The 25,243-nt window shown below is 61.7% G+C and carries 24 protein-coding genes; 7 read left to right on the forward strand and 17 right to left on the reverse strand.

Translation table 11 applies throughout. From position 1 onward, the window contains the following. Positions 1-298: 298 nt before the first annotated feature. From bamC to AC1Q6X_RS19355, 8 genes are all read right to left on the reverse strand, one after another. Positions 299-1,492, reverse strand: coding sequence for an NlpB/DapX family lipoprotein (gene bamC, locus AC1Q6X_RS19320; RefSeq protein WP_070221425.1), 1,194 nt, complete (start codon positions 1,490-1,492; stop codon positions 299-301). A gap of 81 nt (positions 1,493-1,573) precedes the next feature. Then, positions 1,574-2,452 (reverse strand): 4-hydroxy-tetrahydrodipicolinate synthase, encoded by an 879-nt coding sequence (dapA, locus tag AC1Q6X_RS19325; protein WP_086136194.1) that lies wholly within the window; start codon positions 2,450-2,452, stop codon positions 1,574-1,576. An 84-nt stretch (positions 2,453-2,536) separates the two neighbouring features. Further along, positions 2,537-3,109, reverse strand: a complete 573-nt coding sequence (locus AC1Q6X_RS19330; RefSeq protein ID WP_121670209.1) for a class I SAM-dependent methyltransferase — start codon at positions 3,107-3,109, stop codon at positions 2,537-2,539. 42 nt (positions 3,110-3,151) lie between these two features. Then, complete coding sequence (locus AC1Q6X_RS19335) at positions 3,152-3,829, reverse strand: site-2 protease family protein (RefSeq protein ID WP_070221427.1); 678 nt, start codon at positions 3,827-3,829, stop codon at positions 3,152-3,154. A gap of 94 nt (positions 3,830-3,923) precedes the next feature. Beyond that, entirely contained in the window at positions 3,924-4,547 is a 624-nt protein-coding gene (locus AC1Q6X_RS19340) for an L-threonylcarbamoyladenylate synthase (protein WP_070221428.1), read from the reverse strand. A 38-nt stretch (positions 4,548-4,585) separates the two neighbouring features. Further along, entirely contained in the window at positions 4,586-5,470 is an 885-nt protein-coding gene (htpX, locus tag AC1Q6X_RS19345; RefSeq protein WP_492417828.1) for a protease HtpX, read from the reverse strand. Between the two features lie 213 nt (positions 5,471-5,683). Beyond that, positions 5,684-6,517 (reverse strand): 3',5'-nucleoside bisphosphate phosphatase, encoded by an 834-nt coding sequence (locus AC1Q6X_RS19350; RefSeq protein ID WP_492417830.1) that lies wholly within the window; start codon positions 6,515-6,517, stop codon positions 5,684-5,686. A gap of 90 nt (positions 6,518-6,607) precedes the next feature. Further along, the gene (locus tag AC1Q6X_RS19355) at positions 6,608-7,483 is read right to left on the reverse strand and encodes an alpha/beta fold hydrolase (protein ID WP_230505710.1); all 876 of its coding nucleotides are present in this window, start codon (positions 7,481-7,483) and stop codon (positions 6,608-6,610) included. Positions 7,484-7,690: 207 nt separating this feature from the next. On the opposite strand from AC1Q6X_RS19355, the gene AC1Q6X_RS19360 reads away from it, so the two are divergent. The 5 genes from AC1Q6X_RS19360 (at position 7,691) to AC1Q6X_RS19380 (ending at position 13,317) form a co-directional block, all read left to right on the forward strand. Next, positions 7,691-8,215 (forward strand): gamma carbonic anhydrase family protein, encoded by a 525-nt coding sequence (locus AC1Q6X_RS19360; RefSeq protein WP_070221433.1) that lies wholly within the window; start codon positions 7,691-7,693, stop codon positions 8,213-8,215. A gap of 4 nt (positions 8,216-8,219) precedes the next feature. Continuing rightward, positions 8,220-9,200 (forward strand): Hsp33 family molecular chaperone HslO, encoded by a 981-nt coding sequence (gene hslO, locus AC1Q6X_RS19365; RefSeq protein WP_099408975.1) that lies wholly within the window; start codon positions 8,220-8,222, stop codon positions 9,198-9,200. A gap of 138 nt (positions 9,201-9,338) precedes the next feature. Next, positions 9,339-11,753, forward strand: a complete 2,415-nt coding sequence (locus AC1Q6X_RS19370) for a TonB-dependent receptor (RefSeq protein WP_492498171.1) — start codon at positions 9,339-9,341, stop codon at positions 11,751-11,753. A gap of 11 nt (positions 11,754-11,764) precedes the next feature. After that, a complete protein-coding gene (locus AC1Q6X_RS19375; RefSeq protein ID WP_492498255.1) occupies positions 11,765-12,883 on the forward strand; it encodes a glycerophosphodiester phosphodiesterase in 1,119 nt (372 codons plus the stop codon). Between the two features lie 152 nt (positions 12,884-13,035). Beyond that, positions 13,036-13,317, forward strand: coding sequence for a hypothetical protein (locus tag AC1Q6X_RS19380; RefSeq protein WP_058049567.1), 282 nt, complete (start codon positions 13,036-13,038; stop codon positions 13,315-13,317). Between the two features lie 224 nt (positions 13,318-13,541). Here the strand turns inward: AC1Q6X_RS19380 and ftsB are convergent, their stop codons facing one another. The 3 genes from ftsB to pyrG form a co-directional block, all read right to left on the reverse strand. Beyond that, a complete protein-coding gene (ftsB, locus tag AC1Q6X_RS19385; protein WP_035821182.1) occupies positions 13,542-13,865 on the reverse strand; it encodes a cell division protein FtsB in 324 nt (107 codons plus the stop codon). 61 nt (positions 13,866-13,926) lie between these two features. Next, entirely contained in the window at positions 13,927-15,210 is a 1,284-nt protein-coding gene (gene eno / locus AC1Q6X_RS19390; protein WP_070260371.1) for a phosphopyruvate hydratase, read from the reverse strand. A gap of 140 nt (positions 15,211-15,350) precedes the next feature. Continuing rightward, positions 15,351-17,003, reverse strand: coding sequence for a CTP synthase (gene pyrG / locus AC1Q6X_RS19395; RefSeq protein ID WP_070291785.1), 1,653 nt, complete (start codon positions 17,001-17,003; stop codon positions 15,351-15,353). Between the two features lie 246 nt (positions 17,004-17,249). Here pyrG and AC1Q6X_RS19400 point away from each other — a divergent pair, with 246 nt between their 5' ends. After that, positions 17,250-17,657, forward strand: coding sequence for a PRC-barrel domain-containing protein (locus AC1Q6X_RS19400; RefSeq protein WP_070221439.1), 408 nt, complete (start codon positions 17,250-17,252; stop codon positions 17,655-17,657). 30 nt (positions 17,658-17,687) lie between these two features. On the opposite strand, the gene AC1Q6X_RS19405 is transcribed toward AC1Q6X_RS19400, so the two are convergent. The 5 genes from AC1Q6X_RS19405 to AC1Q6X_RS19425 form a co-directional block, all read right to left on the reverse strand. After that, positions 17,688-19,943 carry a TonB-dependent receptor domain-containing protein gene (locus tag AC1Q6X_RS19405; protein ID WP_492498172.1) on the reverse strand — a complete coding sequence of 752 codons (2,256 nt, stop codon included), beginning with the start codon at positions 19,941-19,943 and terminating at the stop codon, positions 17,688-17,690. A gap of 50 nt (positions 19,944-19,993) precedes the next feature. Then, positions 19,994-20,767 (reverse strand): energy transducer TonB family protein, encoded by a 774-nt coding sequence (locus AC1Q6X_RS19410; protein ID WP_492498173.1) that lies wholly within the window; start codon positions 20,765-20,767, stop codon positions 19,994-19,996. Further along, positions 20,764-21,189, reverse strand: coding sequence for a TonB system transport protein ExbD (gene exbD / locus AC1Q6X_RS19415; protein WP_492498174.1), 426 nt, complete (start codon positions 21,187-21,189; stop codon positions 20,764-20,766). The genes AC1Q6X_RS19410 and exbD overlap by 4 nt, the downstream gene beginning before the upstream one ends. Before the next feature lie 3 nt (positions 21,190-21,192). Next, entirely contained in the window at positions 21,193-21,948 is a 756-nt protein-coding gene (exbB, locus tag AC1Q6X_RS19420) for a tonB-system energizer ExbB (protein WP_492401994.1), read from the reverse strand. A gap of 141 nt (positions 21,949-22,089) precedes the next feature. Continuing rightward, the gene (locus tag AC1Q6X_RS19425; RefSeq protein WP_121670215.1) at positions 22,090-22,998 is read right to left on the reverse strand and encodes a ChaN family lipoprotein; all 909 of its coding nucleotides are present in this window, start codon (positions 22,996-22,998) and stop codon (positions 22,090-22,092) included. 181 nt (positions 22,999-23,179) lie between these two features. On the opposite strand from AC1Q6X_RS19425, the gene AC1Q6X_RS19430 reads away from it, so the two are divergent. Then, on the forward strand, positions 23,180-24,589 hold the full coding sequence (locus tag AC1Q6X_RS19430) for an FAD-binding oxidoreductase (protein WP_492498175.1): 1,410 nt from the start codon (positions 23,180-23,182) through the stop codon (positions 24,587-24,589). A 166-nt stretch (positions 24,590-24,755) separates the two neighbouring features. Here AC1Q6X_RS19430 and AC1Q6X_RS19435 read toward each other — a convergent pair whose 3' ends face one another. Continuing rightward, complete coding sequence (locus AC1Q6X_RS19435; protein WP_230505698.1) at positions 24,756-25,229, reverse strand: GNAT family N-acetyltransferase; 474 nt, start codon at positions 25,227-25,229, stop codon at positions 24,756-24,758. Positions 25,230-25,243 lie beyond the last annotated feature (14 nt).

The raw sequence follows: 25,243 nt of genomic DNA on the forward strand, positions 1-25,243 counted from the left end.
ACAAAACGCCCGATGCGGTGCATCGGGCGTTTGTGCAGCAATAAATACTGTCAACCTATTTTAGGACTGGACAGTAAACGCCCAACCAAACCTACTGCGCGCGGCGCTTTGCGGCCTGCGATGCTCACCGTACTAAAGTACGGTTGCGCTTCTTAGCCACAAATCACTGGCGCTCGCTACGGTTTTGTTGGGCGTTGCTACGTCCAAGTGCATTCACAATTAAAAAAGGCTGGCCCGGTTTCCCGGGCCAGCCTTTTTAATGCGCGGCAGGTTCTGATGCCTGCCGCGAATGTAGCGCTTATTTCAACTGGTCGTTCAGCAGACCCAGGATCTTCTCGGCCACTGGCGAGGTATCGGGTTTGCCTTCGTTGCTGAGGACGCTGACCAAGCTGGTCGAGCCAGTGCCGGCCTTGACCAGGACGCGGTAGCGCTGCGCTTCCTTGTCCTTGTCGGACGACGAGCCCCAGCTGAACAGCTTCGAGAAGAAGCCATCTTTCTTGACCGCGTCCGGATCGACGTAACGCACGAAATACGTGCCTTGCGTGCGGTCGCGGTCTTCCACGGTGAAGCCGACGCGGTCCAGCGCCAGGCCGACACGGCGCCAGGCGCGGTCGAAACCCTCATCGACTTCGATGGCGCGCGCCGGCGTGGCGGCATCGCCCACCAGCTTGGCGTGCTGCGGCTGCACAATCGCGGCATCGACGGACGTCTTCGCTTGTGCTTCGTCGCTGGCCGCGCCCAGGCGCGTCATCAGCTTGGCCAGGAATTGCGCTTCCAGGCCCGGATCGTTCGGGCGAGCGGTCCAGGTGGTGGTTTCCTTGTCGCGGCCGGTGACAACCTCTTCCACGCCGCGGTGGCTGATGTAGATCTCGGTCGAACCGTCGGCCAGGCGCTCCACGCGGGTACGGAACTTGTCTTTTTCACCGGTCGAGTACAGCGAATCGAAGGCCTTGCCGATGGTGCTGCGGATAAAGTCTTGCGGCACCTTGGCGCGGTTTTCGTTCCACTCGGTTTCCATGATGCCAGCCGTCGGCTGGTCGACGGCAATGGTAAAGCCCGAATCTTCCCAGAATTGCTTGAGCTGCGGCCACAGCACCTCGGGCGACTGCTTGACGACCAGCCAGCGCTGGTTGCCCGCGCGCTCGACCTTCACGCCGCCTGCCGTGACCGGCACCACGCCGACCACGCCGTCGGCGCCCACAACGACCGGGGTACCGGCCGTGGCATTGCGCTGCGCGTTGTAGCCGGACGCCGTGGCCACGCCGTTTTTCGCATCCGGCAAGGAGTAGCGGTTGTCCTGCTGCAATTGCGTCAGGTCAGGCGGCACGTCCAGGGTGCCGGCTTTCTTGACCGACTTGTAGTCGACCTTGTCGCCGCCGACTACCGAACTGATCATGCCGCAGCCCGCGAGGCTGGCTGCGACGGCGCCGATGACGATGCCGCGGACGGCGATGGTGGCAGGCGCCGATTGGTTTTTCTTGCAATTAGTCATGTCGTAACTGGATAAGAAGCTAAGTAGCAGCTGGAATCAGGGAAGGTCCGGACTGGTCAAGTCCGGGCTTGAAGTTCGGCCTTAAGACAGGACGCCGGCGTCGCGCAAGGCATCGCGCACGGTGGCATGGCAGTTTTCAGCCAGCGGCACCAGTGGCAAGCGTATGCCGGCAGGCATCAGGCCCATTTCGGCCATCGCCCATTTGACGGGCACCGGGTTGGGCTCGACAAACAATTTCTGGTGCAGAGGGAAAACTTTGTTATTGATGGCAATCGCCGTGGCACGCTCGCCCGCCATGGCCGCGACGCACAGTTCGTGCATGGCGCGCGGCGCGACATTGGCCGTCACGGAAATGTTGCCGTGGCCGCCGCAGAACATCAGCGCCATGGCCGTCGGATCGTCGCCCGAGTACACGGCGAAGTCGGCCGGCACCAGGCGCAGCAGGTCGATGCCGCGGCCGATATTGCCGGTCGCATCTTTCACGCCGACGATATTCGGGATGGCGGAAAGGCGCACGATCGTTTCGTTGCTCATGTCGGCAACCGTGCGGCCAGGCACGTTGTACAGGATGACGGGGATGTCGACGGCTTCGGCGATGGCCTTGAAGTGCTGGTACATGCCTTCCTGGGTAGGACGGTTGTAGTACGGCACCACTTGCAAGACAGCATCGGCGCCCGCTTCTTTCGCGTAACGCGTCAGTTTGATGGCCTCGGCCGTGGAGTTGCCTCCGGCACCGGCGATGATAGGAATGCGTCCCTTGGCATGTTCGACGGTCAACTGGATCAGTTCGCAGTGTTCCTCCACGCTGACTGTTGCCGATTCGCCCGTTGTGCCAACGATGACGATGCCGTCCGTACCCTCGGCGATATGCCAGTCGATCAGCTTGCGCAGACCTGGAAAGTCCAGACTGCCGTCTGCGTGCATCGGGGTGACGATTGCTACAATGCTGCCCTTGATCATAGTAAGTTTATAGCGCCGATAAATAAAACAACGATTGTAGCGGATAGCCCGCGCCTGTGGTGCATTCTGACATAGTATGGCCGCTCAAAACGTCGGCAGCAAGGCTGCCAACCGTGGAAAATCCGGCCGGACGGCACAAATTCGTTGCACCAGAGCAGCTTTTGGCTGTTCGACGCGCCCATCTTCATACGCTACCACACGCAAGCCCTGCTGCACGGCCCAGGTCAGCATTTCGCCTTCCTTGAGCAGGAATTTCGGATTCGACGGCTTGCCGAACTGCTCATTACCCTCGGCAAACGTTTCATACAGCAGCACGCCATCGGGCGCCAGGCTGGCAATCATGGCTTCCAGCAACGGCCGGTGCAGATAATTGGTGACGACGATGCCGGCAAAGCGGCCGGGAGCGAAGGGCCACACGGCGCCCGGCGCCTCCAGGTCCACCAGCGAGGTGGTGATACCCGTGCCGGCCGCCTTTTCCAGCATTTCCGGATCATGGTCGAGCGCGAGCACCGGGTGGCCCAGGCTCACCAGATGGCGCGCATGGCGGCCTGCGCCGCAGGCCAGGTCCAGCACTTCGCCGCCCGGGATCAGGGGCGCCCAGCGGCGCAGCCAACCGGAAATCGTTTCAGTGTCTACTGTTGGTTCAATTGCTTGCATCGGTACTTCCATCAATTATTTACAACCATCCAGTTGCTTGCATCAAGTCAACAGGGCCGTCAGGGGCGTGACCACGGTGACAAAAATGCCTATGACAAATTCGATCGCCGTCAGCAGGGCGCGGTTCAGGATGCCCGTGTACATCAGCAGCACCAGGGCGCCGAACACATACAGGCTGTAGCGCTCGATGCTGGCGTACGGGCGCGCCAGCTGCATCGGCAGCAAGCCCGTCATGATGCGTCCGCCATCGAGCGGCGGCACGGGAATCAGGTTAAAGACGAACATGGCCGCATTGACGCTGACGCCGGCGCCCGCCATCTTGCGGAAAAACATGCCCATTTCCGTCGGCGGCAGCACGCTGAGCACGACAAAGGCGATCATCCAGCCCAGGCCCATGACGAAATTGGCGCCAGGCCCGGCAAACGCCACCCAGGCCATCTGTTTCTTCGGATTGCGCAGGCGGCTGAAATCGACGGGCACCGGCTTGGCATAGCCGAACGGTACCTGGATCGTGAAATACAGTATCAACGGCAGCAGGATCGTGCCGAAAGGATCGATATGCCGGATCGGATTGAGGCTCAGCCTGCCCTCGTTCGAGGCCGTGGGGTCGCCGAAATAGCGGGCGGCGTAGCCATGCGCCGCCTCATGCAGGGAAATGGCAAACAGCACCGGCACCAGATACACCGCAACGGTCTGGACTATCGTATTGAAATCGCTCATGACCGCGATTCTACCAGAGGCGTCCCAGGCCCTTTCTTACGTTGTCATTAAGAACAAATGAAGAGCTGCGCCGCAACAGGTGGGCAATGCCCCTCTACAAGCCCAGCACGGCAGGGTCGCCGCGTCCCACGCGCACCACTTCCGGCTCCGGACCCGTCAGGTCGATCACGGTGCTGGGGCCGTGCGCGCAGACGCCGCCGTCGATGATCAGGTCGACCAGTTTTTCCAGCCGTTCGCGGATGGTGTCGGCATCCGTCAGGCTCTCCTCGTCGCCGGGCAGGGTCAATGTCGCACCCAGCAGCGGCTGGCCCAGCTCTTCCAGCAGGCATTGCACGATGCGGTGCTGCGGCACGCGCAGGCCGATGGTCTTGCGCGAAGGATGGCTGAGACGGCGCGGCACTTCCTTGGTCGCTTCCAGGATGAAGGTGTAGGCGCCCGGCGTGGCCGCCTTGAGCAGGCGGAACTGGCGGTTGTCGACCCGGGCATACACGCCCAGCTCGCTCAAGTCGCGGCACAGCAAGGTCAGATGGTGCTTTTCATCCACGCCACGGATGCGGCGCAGGCGCTCGACGGCGCCCTTGTCGTCGAGCTGGCACACCAGCGCGTAGCAGGAATCCGTGGGCAAGGCCACGACGCCGCCGGACTGGATGATCTGGGCCGCCTGCTTGATCAGGCGCAATTGCGGATTCTCAGGGTGAATCTGGAAAAATTGACTCATGTGTAAGCGTTCTGGCGAACCAGCTTGTTAAGTTAGCATTATTGTACGCTGCGCAGCGCGGCGATACGTTCTTCGATGGGCGGATGGGTGGCGAACAGCGCGCCCCAGCCGCCATTGCCGCCGCTGATGCCCAGCGCCTGCATCGATTGCGGCAGTTCGCCCGGCGGCACGCCGCCCAGGCGGGCCAGCGCATGCATCATCGGCGTGGGGCTGCCCAGCAGCTTGGCTGAACCGGCATCGGCGCGAAATTCGCGCTGGCGCGAGAACCAGGCGACGATGATGGAAGCGAGCAGGCCGAAGATCACTTCGCACACCATCACGGTCACAAAGTAACCGATGCCGCGCCCGCCGCCTTCGCGGTTGTTATTTTTCAACAGCACATTGTCGACAAAGAAACCCACCACGCGGGCCATGAAGACGACAAAGGTATTCACCACGCCCTGGATCAGGGTCAAGGTGACCATGTCGCCATTGGCAACGTGGGCGATCTCGTGGCCCAGCACGGCTTCGACTTCATCGCGGTTCATGCTTTGCAGCAAACCGGTGGACACGGCCACCAGCGCCGAATTCTTGAACGCGCCCGTGGCAAACGCATTCGCGTCGCCTTCGTACACGGCCACTTCCGGCATGCCGATGCCGGCCCGCTCGGACAGCGCACGCACTGTATTGACCAGCCACAATTCCGTCGACGAGGTCGGATTGTCGATCACGCGCGCGCCCGTGCTCCACTTGGCCATCGGCTTGCTGATCAACAGGGAAAAGATGGACCCGGTGAAACCCACCACCAGCGAAAACACCAGCAGGCTGCCCAGGTTCAGCGTACTGCCGCGCGCCGGATTGCCCACGCCCAACAAGCTGAGGACGAGCGACAGCACCAGCATCACGGCCAGGTTGGTTGCGATAAAAAGGACGATACGTTTCATGGGCGATGGCTCCAGATGACTATGTATAACAAGAATAACAAAAAGATATGCACGCAAACGCAGATTTCAAGCAGCGACACGACGGCGCATCGGCAGCCAGGAAAATCGTCACGAGCGGCAGTGATTTGTGGCCGAGAAGCGCAACCGTACTGGAGTACGGTGAGCATCGCCGGCCGCAAAGCGCGCCGCGCAGCAGATTTGCCTGGCTGCAAGCTAGAACCAGTCGTGCCAGATCGGGGTCACGTTGGCCGGCAACGGCGGCAACATGGCAAAATCCACGCGCGATTCGCCCGGCGCATGGAAATCCGTGCCGCGCGAGGCGAGGAAGCCGTAGGCATTGGCCAGCTGCGCGTATTCCGGATACTGGTCCGGACTGTGGCTGCCCGTGACGACTTCGATGGCCGCGCCGCCGAGTTGCTTGAATTCATCGAACAGCACGCCTTGCGCCATGTCGCTGAAGCGGTAGCGGCCCGGGTGGGCGATAACGGCCACGCCGCCCGCGCCGCGTATCCAGCCCACGGCTTCGGCCAGGGTGGCCCAGCGGTGCTCGACGTAGCCCGGCTTGCCTTCCGACAGGTATTTCTTGAACACGTCGGGGATATTCGCGCATTTGCCCATTTCCACGATGTAGCGGGCAAAGTGCGTGCGCGACATCAGGTCCGGGTTGCCGACGAATTTCAAGGCCCCTTCATAGGCGTCGGGGATGCCGGCCAGGTCCAGCTGGCGGGCAATCTCGCGGCCGCGCGCGTCGCGCCCCGAACGCGTCTGGTGCAAGCCCTGCACGAGGCCCGGGTTGTTTTCATCGACTTGCAAGCCCACGATGTGCACGGTTTCGCCGGCCCACGTGATCGAGATTTCCACGCCGGCCACGAAACGCATGCCCAGGTCCAGCGCGGCAGTGCGCGCGGCGGCGACGCCCGATACTTCATCGTGGTCCGTCAGCGCCCACACATCGACGCCCGCCTTGCGCGCGTGCGCAGCCACGGCGGCCGGTGACAGCACGCCGTCGGAGATATTCGAATGACAATGCAGGTCGACTTTAAGCATGTGAAAACAATACCCTGCACGGGCTCAGCATGGAAGAAGTTTTCATTGTACGCTGCTTGTCAAATCGCGCTGCGGCGTTCCCGATACACATCAGGTCAAAAATGCTTCCACCAGGCGCGCCAGTGCCGCCGGCTGATCATGATGCAGCATGTGGCCCGCGTCCAGCATCATCTCGCAGCGCACATCCTTGATGCAGGCCAAACGCCGGTCGATCTCGATGCGCGCCTGTTCCTTGGGCCCCATCCATTGCCACATATTCGTCTCAATAGCTTCCACCCACAGCACGGGCGCCGTGATGCGGCGCCAGCAGGCCATCACTTCTTCCACCTGGTACAGGATGGGATTGACGCGCTTGTGCTGCGGGTCGCCCATGATGTCCCACTCCCCCGCCTCGTTCTGCGCCGACCAGTGTTCGGCGAGAAAGGCCGCGCGGTCGTCCGGCAGGCGCGGATTGGTCTTTTGCAGGCGCTCGGCTACGGCCTTTTGCGTGGGATAACTGCGCATGGCGGGCGGCTCGCGCAATTCATCCAGCCACTTGGCGTAGCGGCCCGGCGCCTGCTCCGGTTTTGTTGCCATCATGCCGAAGCCCTCCAGGTTGATGAAGCGGCTGATGCGCTCGGGCCGCACGCCCGCGTACAGGCCAGCCACGTTGGCGCCCATGCTGTGACCGAGCAGGTTAACGGGCGCGTCCGGCGAATAGTGCAGCAGCATGGCGTCCAGGTCGGCCAGGTAGTCGGGGAACCAGTAGGTGTCCGATTGCGTGTAGTCGCTCAGGCCAAAGCCGCGCCAGTCGGGCGCGATCACGTGCCAGTCGCCGTGCAACTCGTCGACGACGAACTGGAACGAGGCGGCCACGTCCATCCAGCCGTGCACCATGAACAGGATGGGCGCGCCTTCGCGGCCCCAGTGGCGCACATGCGTGCGGGCGCCGCGGATGTTGATGAATTCGGAACGGGAAAGTTTCATGGGTTTCATCTGATTGCCTGCCTTGAAAGTGGCGCAGATGGCGCCACATGCTGTGTCTGTAGATAGGATGGACATAAAAGTACGACCGTTCGATAATTATACCGGATTGACGGTCGGCGCTCGGACTTGTCCTGCAACAGCGTAAAATAGCGCAAAACTTTCGCGTCCGGCCGCGCCCGGCGCTTCCACCACCGCCACAGGCTGACGATGACACTCTACCAATTGGGCGACTATGCGCCGCAGATTGATGCTTCCGCTTTTGTTGCCGACACGGCCAACGTGATCGGCAAGGTGACCCTGGAAGCGAATACCTCCGTATGGTTCGGCGCCACGATTCGCGGCGACAACGAACGCATCACCGTGGGCGCCAACAGCAATGTGCAGGAAGGCGCCGTGCTGCACACGGACCCGGGCTACCCGCTGGACATCGGCCGGAACGTGACCATTGGCCACCAGGCAATGTTGCATGGCTGCACGATCGGCGATGGCGCCCTGATCGGCATCCAGGCCGTGATCCTGAACGGCGCGAAGATCGGCAAAAACTGCCTGGTCGGCGCGGGCGCGCTGGTCACGGAAGGCAAGGAATTTCCCGACAATATGCTGATCATCGGCTCACCGGCGAAAGCCGTGCGGGCCCTGACGGCAGACGATATCACCAGGCTACAAGGCAACGCCGTGAACTATGTGCAGCGCGGCCAGCTATTTAATACGCAACTCAAGAAGATTGGATAAGAGAATGACGACTGAAACCACGGGCGCAGTCAGCGCAGCCGTTAGCGGCCAGGATACCCTGCAAAAATTTATTTTCGACAACGCCGCCGTGCGCGGCCAGTTCATCGACGTATCGACCACCTGGCAGGAAGTGGTGTCGCGCCACGCCTACCCCACGGCCGTGAAAAAAGTGCTGGGCGAAATGGTGGCCGCCGCCGCCCTGCTGTCGGCCAACCTGAAATTCAACGGCTCCATCATCATGCAAATCCACGGTGACGGTCCCGTGCGCCTGATGGTCGTCGAATGCGATTCCGACTTGCGCCTGCGCGCCACGGCCAAGCTGGACCCGGACGCCGCCATTCCCGACGTGGCTACCGTGCCGCAATTGCTCAACGCCACGGGCAAAGGCCGCTTCATCATCACCCTGGACCCGGCCGACAAGGTGCCGGGCCAGCAACCGTACCAGGGCATCGTGCCGCTGGACGGCGACGACATGGCCACCGTGATCGAAAACTACATGTTGCGTTCGGAACAGCTCGACACGCGTCTGTGGCTGGCCACGGACGACACCGTCTCGCGCGGCCTGCTGCTGCAAAAACTGCCGCACCATGGCGGCAAGGCCGAGGCGACGCCCGTGTCGGAAGAAGATGCGCTGGACACGTGGAACCGCGCCGTGATGCTGGCATCGACCCTGAAAGAGACGGAAATCCTGTCGACGGACATCGATACCCTGATGCAACGCTTGTTCTGGGAAGAGACGATCCGCGTCTTCGACCCGCTGCACCCGAGCTTCCATTGCAGCTGCACGCGCGAAAAAGTGGGCAATATGCTCAAGATGCTGGGCGAGGAAGAAGTCAACAGCACCCTGGAAGAAGTGGGGCAAGTGGGCGTGAACTGCGATTTCTGCGGCCAGCATTATGAATTCGACAAGGTCGATTGCGCGCAGCTTTTCATCACGGATGCGCCGGCCGAGGTGCTCATTCCACCCGCAGCCAGCATTAACTAATTGTAATATTCTTCGCGCCGCCTCTCAGGCGGCGCCTTTGTTTCTGCTGTCATCTTCCCGTCATCAGTTCGTCATCAGCCCGTCACGCGCCGCCGTTACGCTGCGCAGCTTGTATTACTTCCCACTTTCCACAGGCTGATGATGACCACCCACTTGACGCTGGCCCTGCGCCGCCATTCCTTCCACGTTTTGCTGGGCGCCTGCGCCGCAGGCTTGAGCTTGCCGGCCCTGGCGCAAACGGCCGTGGCCGCCGCCGTGGCATCCGCCACTACCGACATGGCAGCCGCTGCCGCCCCGGCTGCCGACGACAACGCACCGATGGCCACCGTGGAGATTTCCTCGCGCAAAACGCGTTCTTCCGTCGCCCTGAGCAAGAATGAAATCCAGAAAATCCTGCCCGGCACGAATCCCCTGAAAGCCTTGCAAACCTTGCCTGGTGTCAGCTTCCAGACGGCCGATCCATGGGGCAACAACGAGCAGAACCTGTCGCTGTTCGTGCATGGCTTTTCCGGCCAGCAACTCGGTTACACCATGGATGGCGTGCCGCTGGGCGACCAGCAGTACGGCAACTACAACGGCCTGTCGCCGCAGCGCGCCGTCATCAGCGAAAACGTGCGCAGCGTCGTGCTGTCCTCGGGCGCGGGCGACCTGGCGACGGCTTCGACCAGCAACCTGGGCGGCACCATCGAAACCTATTCCAGCGATCCGCTGGCCACGCAAGGCGCCAGCGTGCAGCAGACGGTGGGCAGCCACCGCACCTCGCGCACATTTGCCCGCTACGACACGGGCGTTTTCGGCGACGGCAGCAGCGCCTACTTTTCCATTCTGCACCACGAAGCGCGCGCCTGGGATTTCGATGCGCGCCAGGGCGGCGACCAGTTCAACGCCAAATACGTCAACCGCAGCGAGGCGGGCAAGCTGACCCTGTTCTTCAATTACTCGGACAAGATCGAGCCGAACGAAGACAGCACCGTGCACGTGGCGGGAGAAACGAGCGCACCGTACACGCGCCCCTTCCTGTACCCGGACTTCAAGGCGGCCCTGAACTACCTGTCGCCGACGGGCGCCACGCCTGCCGCGGACGGCAACAATTACCGCAATTACTACAGCGATGCGCAGCGCACCGATTACCTGGCCTACGCCAAGTTCGATGCAAACTTGTCCGATGGCATGACCTGGTCCAACCAGGTGTATTACCACAAGGATGACGGCGCCGGCGTGGTGGCCGGCCCCATCGGCGTGGCCGGCTTGCCGGGCCTGTTCAGCGTGTACTACCCGAAACAGAACCTGAAACAGGTGTTCGGCAACTCGGGCTACGCCGTGCGCACGACGGAATACGACATCAAGCGCGGCGGCTTCATTTCCACCGTGCGCAAGGAAATCGGCGAGCACCAGCTGGAAGCGGGCCTGTGGCTGGAACAGAACCGCTCGTCCGCCTACCGCCGCTGGTATGCGCTCGATGTCAACAACCCCACCTCGCCGTATGACCGCCCCAGCAATCCCTTGATCACGCAGTACGGCAGCGAGATCGACAACAAGGTGGTGCAACTGCACTTGCAGGATGAATGGCGCATCCGCCCCGATATCGCCCTGCAGGCCGGTTTCAAGTCCAGCCTGCAGTTTGCCGACGGTCAATTCCCCGTGCAGCCGGCGCTGGGCGCCATCGCGGGCGGCTCGACGGCCTTGCCGGTCGGCACCATCAACACGAAAAAATGGTTCCTGCCGCAAGTGGGCGCGCGCTGGGACTTCACGCCGCAAGACCAGCTGTACTTCAACATCCAGAAAAACATGCGCCAGTTCGTCACCTATGGCGGCGGCGGCGCCTCGCCGTGGAGCTTGTCGAGCCAAGCTGCTTTTGATTTGTTCAAGCGCGACGCCAAGCCGGAAACGGCCCTCACCTATGAAGTGGGCGTGCGCGGCAGCCATCAGCTGAACCTGGGCGCCATCACGGCCATCGATGGCCAGGTCAACGTCTACCACGTCGATTTCAGCAACCGTTTGCTGCAGATCAGCCCCACGCCCGTGATTTCCTCCATCATCGGCGGCAATCCCGTGCTGGCCAACGTGGGCAGCGTGCGCACGGACGGCATCGATATCGCGGGCACCGTGCACTTTGGTAACAATTTTTCGTTCTACAATGCCCTGTCGTACAACCGCTCGCAGTACGCGGACAATTACAACAATGGCGCCGCGCTGGTCTTGACCGCTGGCAAGAACGTACCGGGCTCGCCGGAATGGCTGAACAAGTTCGTGGCTTCCGCCACGTTTGGCGATATCGAAGTGCAACTGACGGGAGACTATGTGGGCAAGCGCTACGCGACGTACACCAACGATTTGTCGGTCCCCAGCTATTTCCTGATGGGCCTGGGAGTGTCGGGCAAGCTGCCGGCCATGGCCGGCTGGCTGAAAAACCCGCGCTGGCGCGTGAACGTCAGCAACCTGGCCAACCGCGAAGGATCGCTGAACGTGGTCGTGGGCGCGGCCGACAAGACGTACAACACCTTCCCCATCGCCCCGCGCCAGGGCTTCCTGACCTTGACGGCGGACTTCTGATGCGCTCACCCATCCTCGCGCAACGGCACTTTTCGCGCCGCAACTTCGTCCAGGTGGCCGTGGGCGGCCTGGCCCTGGCGGCAGCACCGGGCTTTGCCGCCGGCCTGCTGGCCACGCCCCCGAGCCGCCCGCTCGTGTTCGCCCACCGGGGCGCCAGCGCCCTGCGCCCCGAGCATACCCTGGCGTCGTACGCCAAGGCCATCCTCGACGGTGCCGACTACGTCGAGCCGGACCTGGTGGCCACGCGCGACGGCATCCTCGTGGCGCGCCACGAAAGCAACCTGATCGACACCACCGACGTGGCGCGCCGGCCCGAGTTCGCCAGCCGGCGCGGCAAGAAGATGGTCGACGGCGAATGGCACGAAGGCTGGTTCGTCGACGATTTCACCCTGGCGGAACTGAAAACCCTGCGCGCCATCGAACGCTTGCCGAAAGTCCGCACCGGCAACACCTTGTACGATGGACAATTCCAGATCCCCACGTGGGAAGAAATCATCGATTTTGTTGCAGCGCAATCTGCCGCCAGCGGCCGCGTCATCGGCCTCGTGCCGGAGCTGAAAAGCTCGACCTACTTCCGCGATGCGGGCCTGGCGCTGGAAGACCGTTTCCTGTCGACCATGCTGGCGCACGAATACACGCGCCGCGCGCCGATCGAAATCCAGTCCTTCGAAGTGGCGAATCTGAAGTACCTGCGCGAGAAGCTGGGACGGCGCGCCAACGTGCGCCTGATGCAGCTGGTGGTGGGCGGCGACGTGCATCCGATGGATGTCGTCAAGGCGGGCGGAAAGTTAACGTTTGGACAAATGACCACGCCGGCCGGCCTGCGCGACATCGCCGCCTACGCGGACGTGGTGGCGCCGCCAACGCGAGCAATCATCGCGCTGGACGCCGACCAGCGCCTGGCAAAACCCTCGTCCATCGTCGACGATGCGCACCAGGCGGGCTTGCTGCTGCACACGTGGACCTTCCGCCCGGAAAACCGTTTCCTGGCGGCCGACTTCCGCGATGGCAATGGCGAGAATGCGCGCAACGAAGCCGGTTCCGTGGCGGAAATGCGGCGTTACATCGAGACGGGACTGGACGGCTTTTTCAGCGACGATCCCGGTTTGGGACGCATCGCCGCCGGATAAACATTTGGTAACAAATTCTTTTTCAGGGCGTGGCCGGCGGCTACGCCCTTATTATTCGTTTCTTGAATTTCTGAAATTGGAATTTGAAATTAGACATATATCGCCAACTCCATTATTGTGCAATGCAACAACAGACCATTCATGGAGGGCATATGTCCACTTTTACCAACACCTACAGCAACGACAACGACAACTACTTCAGCAACCTGGGCCGTGCGACGCGCGCCTTCCTGGGCGCCCTGCTCGCTTCCAAGCCGTACAGCGAACTGGCCCAGAAGGAAGTCATCGCCACCGCGACGACCAGCGCCGACGACGAGCGCTATGTGCGCCCAAGCAAGCGCGATTTCGCCCTGCTGAACTCGGAAGCGAACCGCTACGAAAAGCTGATGCCTAACCTCGCAGCCGAGTTGCGTTTCTTGGCCTCGCGCGGCTAACTAAATACTGAAAGGATTTTTATATGATGTTTCTCGAAACCGCACTGATCGCCGTAGCCGTCGTCGTTACCGGCATCCATTTCTACCTGATCTCGACCGGCAAGGCGCGTTTCTGATCAGCAAGCAGCAAGCAGCAAGGCAATAGTGTGCAGCAGTACAAGGTAACAATATGACAGGTCAGCCTGGCAATCGGTCCAGGCTGGCAAACGGGAAATGTGTATGACTTAGTGCGGCGCAGCAGCGTCCACCGGTGTTTCCAGCAGTGGCGGGGTTTGTCCCTTGCGCACGATCTGCACGAAAATCTCATTCTGTTTGACCATGCCCAGCTCATAGCGGGCACGCTCCTCGACGGCGCCCGTACCATCTTTCAGGTCGCGCACTTCGGATTCGAGCTTGGCGTTGCGCGCCTTCAATTCCATATTCTTTTTATTCGCCACCGCCACCTGGGCTTCCATGTCGGCAACGCGCAGCCAGCCGCCTTTACCCAGCCAGAGGGGAAATTGGATCAGCAGCAGCAGGGCTGCCAGGGCGAGCGTAATCAGGCGCATGGGGTAGTCGGTTAACAAACCGGCCGGATATCTCCGGCCGGCCAGTGGGTTTTACATCAGCTTACTTCAGATTATAGAACGCATCGCGGCCAGGGTAGCTGGCGATGTCGCCCAGGTCTTCCTCGATACGCAGCAGCTGGTTGTACTTGGCCATGCGGTCCGAACGCGACATCGAGCCGGTCTTGATCTGCAGGGCGTTCGTGGCAACGGCGATATCGGCGATGGTCGAATCTTCCGTTTCGCCCGAGCGGTGCGAAATGACGGCCGTGTAGCCGGCGCGCTTGGCCATTTCGATGGCGGCGAAGGTTTCCGTCAGCGTGCCGATCTGGTTGATCTTGATCAGGATCGAGTTGGCGATGCCTTTCGAGATGCCTTCTTTCAGGATCTTGGTGTTGGTGACATACAGGTCGTCGCCGACCAGTTGCACTTTCTTGCCCAGTTCCTTGGTGAGGATCGCCCAGCCGTCCCAGTCGCCTTCATGCATCGCGTCTTCGATCGAGATGATCGGGTACTTGTCGCACCAGGTCGCCAGCAGGTTGGTGAACTCGGTAGCCGTCAGGCTCAGGCCTTCGCCTTCCATTTCGTACTTGCCGTTCTTGTAGAACTCGGACGCGGCGCAATCGAGGCCGATGGCGATCTGCGTGCCTGGCTCGTAGCCCGCTTCTTCGATGGCCTGGATGATCAGCTTGATGGCTTCTTCATGGTTGGCCAAGGATGGCGCGAAACCGCCTTCGTCGCCCACGTTGGTATTCAGGCCCTTCTTGTGCAGGATCTTTTTCAGCGTGTGGAACACTTCCGCGCCGTAACGGACGGCTTCCTTGAACGATGGGGCGCCCACGGGAATGATCATGAATTCCTGGATGTCCAGGTTGTTGTCGGCGTGCGCGCCGCCGTTGATGACGTTCATCATCGGCACTGGCATCTGCATGGCGCCCGAACCGCCGAAATAGCGGTACAGCGGCAAGCCCGCTTCTTCGGCGGCAGCCTTGGCGACAGCCATGGAGACGGCCAGGATGGCGTTGGCGCCCAGGCGCGATTTGTTTTCCGTGCCGTCCAGGTCGATCAGGGTACGGTCCAGGAAAGCCTGTTCATTGGCGTCCAGGCCCATGATGGCTTCGGAGATTTCGGTATTGATGTTTTCGCATGCTTGCAGCACGCCCTTGCCGAAGTAGCGCTTGGCATCGCCATCGCGCAATTCCACGGCTTCGCGCGAACCGGTCGAGGCACCCGACGGCACGGCCGCACGGCCCATCACGCCCGATTCCAGCAACACATCGCATTCGACGGTCGGGTTACCGCGCGAGTCCAGGATTTCGCGACCGATAATATCAACAATAGCACTCATGTCATTCTCCAAAGTTAAGCGTAACAGGGGCTGCACACTGCGTTCTGATGCGCAATTGCACAAAGGGGGCAAAGAAACTCCCGGCGGGAACCATCTGGCCGGGAGCTGTCTTACGGGTAATACTGTCGTGATCGACCGCGTTATTGCGCAGCGGCGTTGGCTTCTTTGTGCGCCAGCGCTGCCTTGATGAACGAGGTAAACAACGGATGGCCGGTGCGTGGCGTCGACTTGAACTCGGGATGGTATTGCACGCCCATATACCATGGGTGGGCATTTTCACCCGTGCGTGGCAATTCCATGATTTCGCACAAATCTTCGCTCGGCGTGCGGGCCGAGACGATCAGGCCAGCCGCTTCGACACGGGCCAGGTAGTGATTATTGGCTTCGTAGCGATGGCGGTGACGCTCGGTCACCACGCTGCCGTAGATCTCGGCAGCGAGGGTGCCCGGATTGACGGCGCAGGTCTGCGCGCCCAGGCGCATGGTACCGCCCAGGTCCGAGTTTTCATCGCGCAACTCGACTTTACCATCGTGGTTTTGCCACTCATTGATCAGTGCAACAACAGGTTGATCCGTATCAAGGTCGAACTCGGTCGAATTCGCGTTCGGCATGCCAGCCTTGTTGCGCGCGTATTCGATCAGGGCCACTTGCATGCCCAGGCAGATGCCCAGGTAAGGGATCTTGTTTTCGCGGGCGAACTGGGCCGCCTTGATCTTGCCTTCCACGCCGCGCTTGCCGAAGCCGCCCGGTACCAGGATGGCATCGTACTTGGCCAGGTTCTCGCAACCCGTCGTTTCGATTTCTTCCGAATCGATGTACTCGATGTTGACGCGGCTTTCCGTGTGGATGCCGGCGTGGCGCAGCGCTTCGATCAGCGACTTGTACGACTCGGTCAGCTCGACATACTTGCCGACCATGCCGACGGTCACTTCCGCCTTCGGGTGCTCCATCGTGTAGATCAGCTTGCTCCAGATCGACAGGTCGGCCGGTGCGGGATCGAGGTCCAGCGCATCGCAGATGATCTTGTCGAGGCCCTGGTCGTGCAGCATTTGCGGCACTTTGTAGATGGTGTCGACGTCCCACACGGAAATGACGGCGTCTTCCTCGATGTTCGAGAACAGCGAGATTTTCGCGCGCTCGTCTTCCGGGATGGCGCGGTCGGCGCGGCACAGCAAGGCGTTGGGCAAGATGCCGATTTCACGCAGCTTTTGCACCGAGTGCTGGGTCGGCTTGGTTTTCAGTTCACCGGCCGAGGCGATGTACGGCACCAGGGTCAGGTGGACGAACGCCGTGTTCTTGCGGCCGGCGCGCAGGCTCAGCTGACGCGCCGCTTCCAGGAATGGCAACGATTCGATATCGCCGACGGTGCCGCCGATTTCGCACAGGGCCACGTCGTAGCCTTCGGCGCCACGGCGGATGTAATCCTGGATTTCATTGGTGATATGCGGGATCACCTGCACGGTCTTGCCCAGATATTCGCCCCGGCGTTCCTTGCGGATCACCGATTCATAGATCTGGCCAGTGGTGAAGTTATTCACCTTTTTCATGCGGGTGGAAATGAAGCGCTCGTAGTGACCGAGGTCGAGGTCGGTTTCGGCCCCGTCGTCGGTGACGAATACTTCACCGTGTTGCATAGGGCTCATCGTGCCAGGATCGACGTTGATGTACGGGTCGAGCTTGAGCATGGTGACTTTAAGGCCGCGCGATTCGAGGATCGCGGCGAGGGAGGCGGCGGCAATCCCTTTTCCAAGGGAGGACACAACGCCACCAGTGACGAAGACAAATTTGGTCATTGCAGATGGTGCCGAACGGCACGTGCGGGAAATTGAAATTATACACTAAAGCCCGCCTGCGTCGCCCCCCGCGCGCGGAAATTTGCGCCAAATACCGACTATCCCTCCCCCTCCTGCTGTCTACGCACAACAAAATTACCCGATAGCAAGAATTGAAATATTTCCAATTCCATACTTTGTGTGGGCGAGCGAACAGACCCTGCCGCGCCCTGGCCGCAGACTGGGATTTTTCAACAGGAGGTCACCATGAGCTACGAAGAACGCGACGCCTACGGCATGTATGTCAACCGCGGCCACAAAGGCCCCGGCCCTGAACTGATGGGTGCCGACACCCTGATCGGCGACCATGTGCACAACGCCAAGGATGAACACCTGGGCGAAATCAAGGAAATCATGATCGACATGCGCAGCGGCAAGATCGCTTATGCCGTCATGTCGCACGGCGGTGTCTTCACCATCGGCGAAAAACTGTTCGCCGTGCCCTGGGAAGCGCTGCTGCTCGACACCGTCAACAAGCGCTTCACCCTGAACGTCGACAAGGAACGCATCGAAAACGCGCCCGGCTTCGATACCGATAACTGGCCGAACATGGCGGACCAGACGTGGGCCAATTCGATCCACAGTTACTACGGCACCACGCCGCGTGAGTATTAATTAAGCCAAAGCGCGGGGCTGAGGTCTGCTCTAAAAGCGGTACTCCAGCCCCGCCACATAGGTCCTGCCCCGCGCCGTGCTCAGCGGCGTGTTGTCCTGCGACTGCGACGGCATCGAGTTCAGGCGGTTCAGCGCTTCCGAAAAATCCTTGTTCATGGCGTTCTGCACGGACAGGCGCAGGAACAAGTTTTTCGACATCTGGTAACTCGCATACAAGTCGATCACGGCCGGAATCTTCGGATTGTCGGCCTTCAGCACTTCACCCGTCGCTTCATCAGCTTCGTTGTCCGGCGACAAGCGGCGGTTCGACCCCGTGTGCTTGATGATCGCGCCGATCTCCATTTTATTGTCCAGCAAACGCGTGCCCACGTCGAGATTGTAATAAGTGCTGGGCAGCTCGCTGATGTCGGCCGCGCCGAACCAGGCGCTGGCGATCGAGGTGGGCTGGCGCGTCGTTTCACGCGTGTACGACAGGCGCGCATACGCCGGTCCCAGATGATATTGCGCTTCCAGTTCCCATCCGCGCGAATACACGGGCGTGGCCGAGTTGATGTAGATATACATATTCGTCATGTAGTCATCGACATTCTGCCAATCATTGGCAAGCACTTCCGCGATATTGCACTTGCGGCCGCGGTCGCACACGAGGAAGGACTGGCTGGTGATATAGCCATCAATCTTGCTCTTGAAATACAGCGCCTTGAAATTCAGCACGTCATTCTTGCTCAGCAAGCCATGCAGGCTGGAATTGAAGCCCAGCTGATAGGTCGTCGCTTTCTCGCCCTTCAGAAACGGGTTCATCGAAGCCCCGCCGTCATTCGAGAAAAACACTTCCTGCGGATTCGGCCCGCGCATGGTGCGCTCGGCGCTGGCAAACGGCTGGAACCACGGCGTCACTTGCGCGGAAACGAGCAGCGAAGGGTTGATGCCGTGTTCCTTCAGTGCAATGTGCGAAGCCCCTTGCGGGAAACATTTCACGCGTTCATCGCAGGCCGGCTTGTAGCCGGTCAATTCAAAACGCGTGGTGTTCAGCCCCGCGTTGACTTGGTAGATGCCGCGGTTGTATTGCAGGCCCGCATACAAGCTGCTGATCTTTTGCACGCCTTCGGGGCCGAAGGTATTGTTTTCAATCGATTGCTGGTTCGCATCCGGGTTGTCCGGATCGTCGACGAGGCTTTCCACGTGCTTGCTGTACTTGTTGCGCATCAGCTTGCCGCCCACCGTCAGCAGCGCATCGCCGCCGGCCAGCTTGAAGCTGCTCGTGTTGTTGATGTCGATGGCATCGGCGCGGTTGGCCGCATTCGTGTTGATGAAATTGGTCAACGCTTCAGGCATATATTTCTGGTTACCACGGCTGCTGCTGGCCACCACATTGAGGTCGATTAACTCCGAAAACGGCGTGTAGTGATATTTGACGTAGTAGTCATTGCTGCGGATATCGCGGCGCGTAAACGTGTTGCGGTAGTCGCGTGCCGACAGCTCCAGCGCGTGGAAGTCGCTCAATCTGAGATCCAGCTTGAGCAGCTGCGACTTGGGCTTTTGCTTGTAATAGCGGTTATAACCGAAACCGAATTCCTCGCTGTTGACGCCTTTCGCATTCGTGTAGTTGTTGCCGATCACACTGGCGCTGGTGGCCGCCATAAAGCCTACGCTGCCGCCATCGAAGGCGGGGTTTTTCATGGCCACGGCCAGCATGGCGCTGCGTCCTACACCGTTGTTCCCTGTCGACATCTTCGTGCGCGCGCCCACCTTTTCGCCGGCGAAGACCACGTCATCGACGCCGATGGTGCGGAAATTGGCGCTGCCGGCCAGCGCATTGACGCCGTCGCCGCCGACGACATTGCCGCGTGACACATCCACGCCGATGATGAAGTTCGGGTCGATCAGGGCGCCGAACTGGCTGCTGGGCACGCCGCCGTGCGACACGGACGACGGCGCGCTGCCATAGTAATTCTGGCTCACGCCATCGACCATCATGTTGACGCGCCCCAGACCCGACAAGCCGCGGATGTTGACGCTGACGGCGCCCTGCGCCGGATCGATCTGGGTAAACGTGCCCGGCATGCTGCGCACGATCTGGTCCACGGGTTGCAAGCGCGTGTCCGCGCCGCGCGCGCTGACGGCGCCCGGTTTTTCCAGCGCCTGCTGTTCCGCCGGAACCGTTTCACCTGATACATTCAGCGGCGAAAACACCACCTTGCCGTCGCTACTCTCTTGCGCCCATGCCTGCTGCGCCAGCAACGCCATGCAGACGCCCACGGCTCGTGTCATTGTCTTGATATGCATACACCCTCGATTTGTTATGGTTGGATTTTTAATGAATACAATCGGCATCCTCATGCCTTGTCCTGCCCTGGCTCCAGCTTGAACGAGACGGGCAAGGTGACGGTCACCGTGCCCTGGTGTAAGACCTTGTCGGGCGGCGCCGGCAGCGGCTGCGCGCGCTGCAGCACTTGCAGCGCTTCGCGGTCGAGCAGCACCGTGCCCGATGAAGTGACCAGTTCGCTGGCCAGCAGCTTGCCGTCGCGGTCCACCTGGAAGCGTACCCAGGCGGCGCCGGCCCGCTTGCGCTGGCGCGCGTCGCCCGGATAGCGTTTGAAATGGGCCAGGTGGCTGAGCACCCGGCTTTGCCAGCTGGCGGGCGCAGCGCTGGCGGGCGGCGTGTCGCTGTCGAACGGCGCCGCCTGCGGACCGCGCACCGAACTTGGCGCCGGCGTGGCGCTGCTGCTGGCCTGGGCTTGCATGGATGCTTCCCTGGCGGCATCCTTGCCGGGATCTGGCGACGGACTGGCTTCTGCCTTCGCTTCTTTTTCGGCCGCGACGATTTGCGGCGCGGCGGCGCGCGCCAGCACGGGCAACGCTTCTTGCCCGGTCGCACTCTTTTTCGGTTGGGCTGCGCTGGACGCGGCCGACTGGCGCGCCCCTGCCGCTGCCGCCTGTTGCGTCTCCGGCGACATCGCTTGCGCGGCAAATACGACCATCACGCTGGCGGGCGGCTGCGCGGGCGCGACAGCGACGGGCTGCCAGGCCATCCACAGCAGCAGCGACAGTGCGGTAGCCGCCACCAGCGACGTGGCGATGCCCCAGCTCAATACCGGACGGGGATTCACCCGCCCTCCCGGCCCACCAGGCCCACTTTCAGATAGCCGGCCTGGCGCAGGGCATCCATCACGCCCAGCACGTCTTCATACGCGGCTTGCTTGTCGGCCTGGAAGAACAGCGTGCGCTGGCGGTCGCCGCCCGTCTGTGCATCGAGCAGGTTGCCCAGTTGCCCGCGCGCCACGGGCGACTCGCCCAGGTACAGGCTGTGGTCGGCTTTCAGGGAAACGAACACCGGTTTTTCGGGGCGCGGCTCGGGCTTGGCCGTGGCGGCCGGCAAGTCGATCTTCAGGTCGACGGTGGCCAGCGGCGAGACCACCATGAAGATGATCAAGAGCACCAGCATCACGTCGATGAAGGGCGTGACATTGATCTCACTCAATTCCGGCATGTCGGCCGTGTCGTCGTCCTGCGATGGGAAAAGGCTGGCCATGGCTCAGGCCTGCTGGCGCACGTCGAGGTCGCGGCTCAGCATCAGCAGCACTTGCGCGGAAGCGGCCCGCAGCTGCGCCTTGTACTGATTGATGCCACGGCTCAAGACGTTGTAGATGACGACGGCGGGTATCGCCGCCACCAGGCCCAGCGCTGTCGCCAGCAAGGCTTCCGCGATACCGGGCGCGACGGTCGCCAGATTCGTGCTCTGGCTGACGGCGATGCCGATAAAGCTGTTCATGATGCCCCACACGGTGCCGAACAGCCCGACGAACGGTGCCACGGCGCCTATGCTCGCCAGCAAGCCGATGCCTTGCGCCATGCTGCGTACCTTGTGCGCGATCAATTGCTCCTGGCGAAACCCGGCACGCTCCTTCAGGGCCGCCGCCGGCGCGCTGGCATGCGACAGACTCAGTTCCTGCTGCACCTCGGCCAGCAGCTGCTGCGCCAGCGAATTGCTGCCTGCGCCCTCCACTTTGACGGCCGCGTCCGGCAAGGACGTTGCCGTCTTCAGCATGGCGACGGCTTGCGCCGCCGCGCGCCGCGCTTGCAGCAAGCTGGCGCCCTTCACCAGCAAGACCACCCAGGTGGCCAGCGCGGCGAGCAGCAAGCCGATGAGCACGCTTTTGACGATCTGGTCGGCGGCGAAGAACATGCCCAGCGGCGACATATCGTGCGGCAAGGCGGACGCTTGCGCCGTGGCATGGAACAGGGAAAGAAACACGCCGCCGGCGGCGGCTTTGATACAGAGGATACGCATGGGAGCTTCAACAGGTAACAGGCATGGCTGCGCCAACGGCGCGCACGCGCATGCAAAAAAATCGGAAAAACTACCTGGCTGCTGCGAAGAAGCTTGCTGGGGAGGAGTGCCGGGCTGAACGCCCGGCGGAGTTACAACGGATTACTTGGCGCTGGCGACGGCGGGTGCCGCCACCGGCGTGTACCACACAAAATCCGCCTGCGGCGCCAGCACCGTGGCGCCCTGCTGGGCGAGGACCAGTACCAGCGGCGCGGGGCCGCCCGTCAAGTCCTGCACATGCAGCGGCACGCCCAGGTCCTTGTGCGCATGGTAGGCGCCGGCGATCAGCACGGCGGGCGCGGGCGCGGCCAGCAGGCGCTCGGCCATGCGGCGGTCGCGCTGCTGCTGCACCGACAGCATGGCGGCCAGGCGCGGCGCATCGATCTGGTTGTCGTGCATGACGCGGATGATGTCTTTGAGTTTGTCATGCACCTTGCCATCATTGGCCAGATTCGAATGCTTGCCCTGCACGGCCGGCTGGTCGACAAACAGTTGCTTGATTTCGCTGCGGTCCAGGTTGGCCGACCAGACGGGATACGGCGCGCGCATCACGGTCATGACCAGGTCGCCATATTGCGCCCACTTCCAGCCCGGCTGCCAGGCCAGCAGCTCGGCCACGTGTTCGGGGCGCACGACGGGGTCCGTCTGCAGCCACGGCTTGACCTTGTCCACCTTCGCTTGTTGGTCCGGGTTCAGCATTTCCAGCAGCACGCTGCCTTGCGGACGCTGGCCCTGCAATTGCTGCAGCAGCCACTGCTCGATCTTGTGGTGGCTGAGCTGGTCATGCTGCTCGCCCACGATGACCCTCGGGGCGGCGGCCAGCTGGGCCAGCAATTGCTCGGCAGTCAAGCGCTGGCCGCTGCGCAGGTCGACGATCTCGCCCAGCTGGCGCACGTCTTGCACAGTAGCGGATGCCGCAGTCGTGGTACTCAGCGGAGCGACGCTGCTGCAGGCGCTCAGCGCCAGCACGCAGACGGGCAGGATGGCGGCGAGGGACAGGGGGAATTTCATGGCATGGCCTTTCGGGTGGAAGCATGCATTGCAAAATAACTACTGGCGGGCATTTTAATAGAAATGATTCTCATTTACAACCTATGCACGGCGCACCATGCAAAATTTTTACAACTGGCAAAAATAGTGCTTCGGTGAAATCCCCGGGCGCGGAGTAGAATAAAAAAAACGGAGGACTTGCGTGAATCAAACTGACCAGTTGGCGGTACTGAAAAAACCGCTGCCAGAATCTCTTGCTGCCGTACTTTCCCTGATCTTTGCCGACCGCTTTTCCATGACGCAAGCCATGCGCGCACACCATGGCCGCGACGAGTCGAGCTATCCCCCCATGCTGCCCGATGCCGTCATCTTCGCCAATTCCACCGAGGAAGTGGCGGCCGCCGTCAAGCTGTGCAGCGCGCACGACGTGCCCGTCATCGCCTACGGCAGCGGCACCTCGCTCGAAGGCCATGTGCTGGCCCTGCATGGCGGCGTGACGATTGATCTGTCGCAAATGAATCACATGGTCGCCGTGCACAATGAAGACTTGACGGCCACCGTGCAGGCGGGCGTGACACGCAAGCAGTTGAACGAGGACATCCGCGACACGGGCCTGTTCTTCCCCATCGATCCGGGCGCGAATGCGTCGCTGGGCGGCATGGCGGCCACGCGCGCCTCGGGCACGAACGCCGTGCGTTACGGCACCATGCGCGAAAACGTGCTGGCCCTGACGGTGGTGACGGCCGACGGGCGCATCATCAGGACGGGGACCCGGGCGAAAAAATCGTCGGCCGGCTACGACCTGACGCGTTTATTTGTCGGCAGCGAAGGGACCCTGGGCATCATTACGGAAGTGACCGTGAAACTGTATCCGCTGCCCGAAGCGATCTCGGCCGCAGTGTGCTCGTTCCCCGGCACGGGCGAGGCCGTCAGCGCCGTGATCCAGACCATCCAGATGGGTATTCCTGTGGCACGGGTCGAGTTTCTCGATGAAAATGGCGTGAAAGCCATCAACGCCTACGACAAGATGGCCTTGCCGGAAAAGCCGCTGCTGCTGTTTGAATTCCACGGCACGCCGGCCAGTGTGGCCGAGCAGGCGCAGCTGGTGCAAGCCATCACGGCGGAACATGGCGCCAGCGATTTCGAGTGGGCCAGCCGACCCGAAGAGCGCTCGCGCCTGTGGGCTGCTCGCCACAACGCGTATTTCGCCCTGCTGCAGATGCGTCCCGGCAGCCGCGCCATTTCCACCGACTGCTGCGTGCCGATTTCGCGGCTGGCCGAATGCATCCTCGCCACCAAGGCCGATTGCGAGGCGCAGGGCCTCGTCTATGCCATCATCGGCCACGTGGGCGACGGCAATTTCCACGTGCAGATGCTGGTCGACCCCGACGACCCGGCCGACATCGCGCGCGCCGAAAAGGTCAACAGCGACATGGTCACGCGCGCCATCGGCATGGACGGCACGTGCACGGGCGAGCATGGCGTGGGCATGCACAAGATGGCTTTCCTCGTGGAAGAACATGGCGAGGGCGCCATCGACACCATGCGCGCCCTCAAGCACGCGCTCGACCCGAAGAACATCATGAATCCGGGGAAGATTGTCAGATGGTAGGTCGCTCCCTTCGGGATCGGCATTTTTCCCACTGGGAAAAATGCCCTCTCTGGGTACGTCTCCAGTCCTTGCCGTTGGCTTAATTTCTACGCCGTCATCAGAGTCATAAGCCCGCAAGCAAAAAATGGGGTCAGACCCGCCGGGTCTGACCCCAGCCTTGGCCATTTTACAATTCCATGCGCATCGGCACGAAAGCGATGCCGCCCGTTTCCACCTTCGGCCCCGTGGCGACAAAGCCCAGGCTTTGATACAGGGGCAAGGCGTAGGCCGAGGAATTGACGGTAAAGGCCGTCACATCGCCCTTGGCCAGCGACGCGTCGCGGGCCGCCTGCCACAAACGGCGCGCCATGCCGCGCCGGTGCAGGGCGCGCGGCACGAACATGTGGAACAGATGCGTGTTGTCGCGCATGGCCACCACGCCGGCCAGTTCGCCGTCGATATGCGCGAGCTGGTAGGCGTAATTGGGCAGCGACAGATAGCCTTCGATGGCGGGCTGGCGGCAGTTCTCGATGAACTTTTCCGCCCCCGCGCCGTCCGGGTGCAGGGTCAAAAAGGGCATCAAGTCGTCGATCAGGGCGACGATGGCGGGCGCGTCGGCGACCAGGGCGGGACGCAGTGTCGGTTCGGGTAATGTTGTCATATTCAAATAATGCC

The organism is Janthinobacterium sp. GW823-FHT06H09, assembly GCF_058794735.1.